This window comes from Escherichia sp. 10290, assembly GCF_030295155.1.
Classification (GTDB): domain Bacteria; phylum Pseudomonadota; class Gammaproteobacteria; order Enterobacterales; family Enterobacteriaceae; genus Escherichia; species Escherichia coli_F.
The window spans coordinates 1-5164 of record NZ_AP025745.1 but is presented as its reverse complement, the minus strand read 5'-3'; the positions used below and the strand labels follow the sequence as shown (position 1 = coordinate 5164).

Below are 5164 nucleotides of genomic sequence, written 5' to 3'. Positions count from 1 at the left end.
GTGTTACGATTCCTTCCAGGTTATCGACCGACATCGCCCCTGTATTTTCGTGAAAGTCTTGGCGGATAGACACGAATTTCAGGGGCGTTTGTTTTTCAGTCGCTTACACTACACCCAACGGCAAATCCTGTCGAACCTTCCCGAAAACCCGATCCATTTACCATAACTCCCGTTGTACGTACCCCTTAAAACGCCCTCAGTCGCTTTCTGACGCAAAAAACACAAAAAGACAAGGAAACACCAGGGTAAACATAAAAAATGCGTCAGAATCGTTTTTAGCGCGTTGCATAACTATGCACGAAAGCGATGCGCGATCGGTTTCGTGCGTTCTGAACACCGAACGGCTCAAAACGACAAGTTTTCTCCCCTGGTGCGTGGCGCTCTGACGGGGTTTCCTGTTTCCAAACTTCACATCTCGCCAGGACAAAAAAAACCGACCTAGGGTCGGTGGCAAGAATCAGAGTCTATGGGAAATATTTTAGTTATCGGATGCTCAATATTCACAAACGCAAAAAATGCCTCAGTGATGCCCTAAAACAACCTTTCCAGAAGGAGTCCGCGCTTTACGATGCACGGAAGAGATAAAAAACCCCACAAAAGTGGGGAACCAAGAGAAACAACAATTACAGGTTGTTGGTTGTGTTCGAACAACGATGAAGTAGCTACGCTAAATAATAATTACCGTACAGGCCCTACATATTCAACACTAAATTTAAGATCCTGACGAAGGATTTATAAATGCACGAAAACACATAGACAGACAAATTCACTAAATTCATACACAAAAACAAGTGTAGTTTTCTAAGTAAATTAGATTCGACAACCAATTAGTTTATCCACATCGCATTCCACTCTTGCTACACCAATCACATTTCTTGATATGTAATAGCAGAAAAAATAAAACCAGACACCAATAGACCAAAAAACAAACATTCAACAAGAAACATTTTGAACAATATCACAAAACTGTCACAACCATCATCAGACTATTGAAAAAAACTGGTTGCTGTTTTATAAAAGCGACTGTAACAACCTCCACTCTATAGTTCCATTAGTTTAAAGTGTCACACAAACTGAGCATCCATTTGTTTTCCTTACTTTCGCCCCTGTATTCCAAGGGGTTTTTTTATAACTTAAAGATTAGCACACCACACAAAAACAATAAAAAAAAACGACAAGTTATACAATAAAACCAGTACTATCCATACAGCTAATTACATATAAATACTATTAAACCATCTGGACATTAAAAATAAACTCTTATAACATAAAATTAATGCGGTTCCGGTACCATATGTCAGGGATAATGTGCAAATGGAGGTATCGGAACTGCATTTCAGTTCATTATTAATTAATGACAAAAAAAACCTCTGCGAGCGCAGAGGGGGTAAGGAATGTTCCCGGTCATAATATGTCGATAGTGTTTATATACATACAGAACAAGAACAACAACCAGCCAACTAATAAATATTTTATTTTTTAGAGCTGAAACCTTAAAGCTCACTTCCATTCCATACATTGTTATAAACCTTATGTTGAAAACTGAAAGTAAGTACGGCAGACTTATTAAGTTGCGTGCAGTCTTTTCACGTTATACAAACAAGAACACCTGCGAAGTTATTTCTCCTTACATATCCCCCTATGCCAACGGGGGATTTTTTCTGGTTCACTAACGCATAAATAATAGTGACACCCTATCATTCACAAACCGTGATAATATAAGGATTATCATCATGGCAAAATTAGGTGAAAACACCCCACATATTATCGATGCTACTGTAGATTTTATGGCATCAAGCCAGGCATTTCGTGAGTATCTGAAAAAACTTCCCCCTGATAACACAATACCGCCAGCTCTTACTGATGAGCACGTACCGTTATATATACGAAGGCTGGAATACTATCGTCTGCTTTATCGACCAAAGCAGACAGAATCATATTGAAAAAAACGGTGAACGGTTCGCGAAATCCTTTCGCGGGTCGTGAGGCGTTGGACAAGCGAAGCGCGTCAGTTTTTCCGGCTCTTCCCCGTGACAGGTTTCTCCACCAGTTTATCTTCCAGTGTCACAACTTTCTGATACACCGCCGCTGTGGCGTTGTAGTTCCTGTCGAGTATTGTTTTCATTCCCCATCCGAGCACACAGAACATAACCAGAAAAGCCACTGACACCCCACCCAGCCATTTCCAGCTATACCCTTTAAGGGTGTTGTATTCCTGCACGATATTGCTGTGAATTGTCGCAATATCCCTGTTCAGGGCATCCGCGTTTGCCTTCATGTTTGCGACTGACTCTTCCAGCCGCTGAAAATCCTGGCTGATGCGCTCACCTATCAGTCCTGCCACGTCCAGCTTCTGCACCTCATTTCTGACTTCATCCCTGACCTGTTTTGCCACACCGTCAGAAATATCCCGATATCCGCGAAGAGTTTCCCTTGCCACAGCCAGAGAATCAGCAACAGCTTTCTGTTGCTCCATTGCGGTATGTTGCAGATGCTCCACCGATAACAGGAGCGTGAGTAATTTTTCTTCTGTGCTGGCCATGTTCAGAATCCCATAGAAAATCCACGTGACGGTGATTTAACCCGTTCAGGTGCAGTTCGGTTCTGTCTGCTCACTCTGTCTCTCATGTCAAAGCCATGCTCCCGCGCAACATCATGTTGCAGCCTTCTGATCAGTTCATGTTGCTTAACCGGAGTGTCCAGCCATTCCCTGATGTCATGCCCGACCGTTCGCGCCTGTTCAAGATGGCGGGAATAGTCCGGTTCAGACCGTTTTTGCATGATGTCATGACGCTGGGCATCATCAAGCCGTCCGGCAGCTTCAAAACCCAGATGCACTTCGGGACGTCGTTCAATGCCCTGTTCTTTCAGCGTCCGGCAGTCAATGAAGCCCCTTTCAAAGCCATGCTTTCTCATATGTTCGTTGTGCTTCACCTCCCAGCGTTTTCGCAATTCCCGCAACTGCTCTTTTTGCTGAGTGAGAGTCAGGCTTCCGGAATCCTTTTTCGCACCTCCCCGCTCGGGATACCTGGCGTTATAGCGCCGGAAATACTGTTCCGGTGTACGTTCAATGCCATCATTCACACGCTGACTCATCATGATATGCGCATGAGGCTGTTCGCCGCCGTCAATGCTCGCTTTCGGATTGTGAATGGCAAAACTCCAGGCGTGCCGTTCGCCAGCTTCCTGACGTACAAAATCCTGCACCAGTTCAAGGCGCTGTTCCGGTGTCAGTTCACGGGGTAATGCAATTTCAAGTTCCCTATAGGTCGAACCGTTCGCACGTTCAAACTGGTCAGCCGCCTGCCAGAAATGGGAAGGATTATCCCTGGCCCATTCCGGCATGTTTCCGTGTGCGGAATATTCCAAATCCTGACGGTCGCGGTATTTCTCTTTGCGCTCGATGTAATCGGCGTGGTTTGCAGCCTGCCCCTTGCCACCAAATTTAACGCTGAGGTGATAGGTTGCCACGGTTTCAGCCCTCTGCAGGAGCGCACTGTTTCTCGACGAAGGAGAGAAACATATAAGTGCGCTTCCTTCTAATTTTACGAATTAGCACGGAAGATACCCCCTGCACCCGCCGACCGCAAGCGATATACTGCACGACCACAACACACCGCAAAAAAACACCAGGGAGCATCACGAACATGCGCATCAGCAACATCGAATGGCTGAAGAAACGGATCGGATTCATCAGGAAGCTCGGAGAACAGACCGCACGACAGAGACAGATTATTGACCTGATCGACAACGAAGCCGGACTCACAGAACAGGAACGCAAACTTCTCCACGTACTGGCAACAGCGGAAAAAAACGACTTACAGGCACAGGAGAGCGAACGAAAACAGGCGGTCCAAAAACGAATCGAGGGAAAAAAACAACGACGGGAACGCAATCACCGGCTCTTTCTCGCGGCTGGGCTACTGATCGAAGCAGGACTGGTAGACACAAAAACAGGCGAGCTATGCTATAAAAAAGACAGGATATTACAAGCACTTAAGGAACTTAAGTACGATCTGGAGACATCCCCAAACCCAGACGCGTAAGTGCCTCCATCCGTGTTCCGATTCCCTGGTGCTTCCTCGCTCATTCGCTCGCTACGCTCGGTCATGAGACTGCGGCGAGCACTACCACCACAATCACGCGGAAAGCCGCGCCATTGCAGGGCTGAACGGGGAAAAACGGCAAAAAACCTGCTGCTCAAAAAGACGCCAGAAAGGCGCTGTTATCTGATATAGGCTTATTTGGTCTACTCTACGAGACCTCGTTTTTTCAGTTGGTAATACCAGGCGCGACTGATCCCTAATGCCTCCCACGGTTTCAGCGTGCGTGCAGATGTAGCTACTGTGCTGCGCTTAGACTTAGAACCGCCCTTGCGACCGCGTGCAGCCTGAATTTCTGGCGTGTGCGTATCAGCCACATACTGTGCGAAAGTTTCCGGCGTGAAGTTCCTGTGCGTGTATTTCGCAATGCTCTTGCCAATAGCCCGACATTCAGCCAGTGAAAGCGGAACGGGAAGCGATGCATTGTACATTTCGACACGCTGGATCACCGCTTCAAGCCACTGTGAGAACGCTGGCCAGCCCTGACGAATCGCCCTGTAAGCCCATTTGCGCGTCATTTCGAACAGGTGGCAGTTTCGCCCCATCCCGTAATGTTTATCGATGCTACGACGCTCTGAGGCGCTCAAATCGAGATAATCAGCCAGTTCATCGAGGGTATAGGCTTCCTCGCGCCACTCCATCACCAGCCATTCCAGGTGGAACGGATTTTTGCAAATCAGGCCGCTGTAGTTCACATCCGCACAAAGTTTCTCACACAGCGAACGTTCAACCGCTGCGGCATATTTCAGCGCCTTAACCGAGGCATCAGGCGCGGTTCTCACGGCGATGTTGAGTGCGTAGAGCAGGTGAGCGTGTCCGTTCACAGGATTTTTAACGGTGATGTTCGGCGCGGGAGCGTTCCGGTCGCTCCAGTCAATCGCAGCCCCCTCGCGGTCAACGTCAAAAACCAGCCAGAACTGTGCATGAGGCTGGTTCTGCTGGATATACCGTGCAAGAAGCGCGCGCCCTTTGCCGGAGATACGAAGGCCGAAAGCGAGATCATCCGTGTGATAGGGACGGTGGGGTAAATTTTCTTCGAAGTATTGAAGCGCGGCGCTCAT

General features: G+C 47.4%; 5 protein-coding genes. 2 read left to right on the top strand and 3 right to left on the bottom strand.

All coding sequences use genetic code 11. The features are described 5' to 3' along the window. Window positions 1-1733: 1733 nt before the first annotated feature. Window positions 1734-1943 (top strand): hypothetical protein, encoded by a 210-nt coding sequence (locus QUE74_RS29375; RefSeq protein WP_001096196.1) that lies wholly within the window; start codon window positions 1734-1736, stop codon window positions 1941-1943. 65 nt (window positions 1944-2008) lie between these two features. Here QUE74_RS29375 and QUE74_RS29370 read toward each other — a convergent pair whose 3' ends face one another. Then, window positions 2009-2542, bottom strand: a complete 534-nt coding sequence (locus tag QUE74_RS29370; RefSeq protein ID WP_000168770.1) for a hypothetical protein — start codon at window positions 2540-2542, stop codon at window positions 2009-2011. 2 nt (window positions 2543-2544) lie between these two features. Further along, a complete protein-coding gene (locus QUE74_RS29365) occupies window positions 2545-3471 on the bottom strand; it encodes a MobA/MobL family protein (protein ID WP_001399791.1) in 927 nt (308 codons plus the stop codon). 176 nt (window positions 3472-3647) lie between these two features. Between QUE74_RS29365 and QUE74_RS29360 the strand changes: the two genes are divergently transcribed. Next, the gene (locus QUE74_RS29360) at window positions 3648-4046 is read left to right on the top strand and encodes a hypothetical protein (protein WP_001222914.1); all 399 of its coding nucleotides are present in this window, start codon (window positions 3648-3650) and stop codon (window positions 4044-4046) included. A 203-nt stretch (window positions 4047-4249) separates the two neighbouring features. Here the strand turns inward: QUE74_RS29360 and QUE74_RS29355 are convergent, their stop codons facing one another. Continuing rightward, window positions 4250-5164, bottom strand: coding sequence for a replication initiation protein (locus QUE74_RS29355; protein WP_001271363.1), 915 nt, complete (start codon window positions 5162-5164; stop codon window positions 4250-4252).

Excerpts from the sequence above, each read along its gene's own strand:
- QUE74_RS29360 (WP_001222914.1), top strand. The coding sequence starts at position 3,648 with ATGCGCATCAGCAACATCGAATGGCTGAAGAAACGGATCGGATTCATC.
- QUE74_RS29355 (WP_001271363.1), bottom strand. The coding sequence starts at position 5,164 with ATGAGCGCCGCGCTTCAATACTTCGAAGAAAATTTACCCCACCGTCCC.
- QUE74_RS29375 (WP_001096196.1), top strand. The coding sequence starts at position 1,734 with ATGGCAAAATTAGGTGAAAACACCCCACATATTATCGATGCTACTGTA.
- QUE74_RS29370 (WP_000168770.1), bottom strand. The coding sequence starts at position 2,542 with ATGGCCAGCACAGAAGAAAAATTACTCACGCTCCTGTTATCGGTGGAG.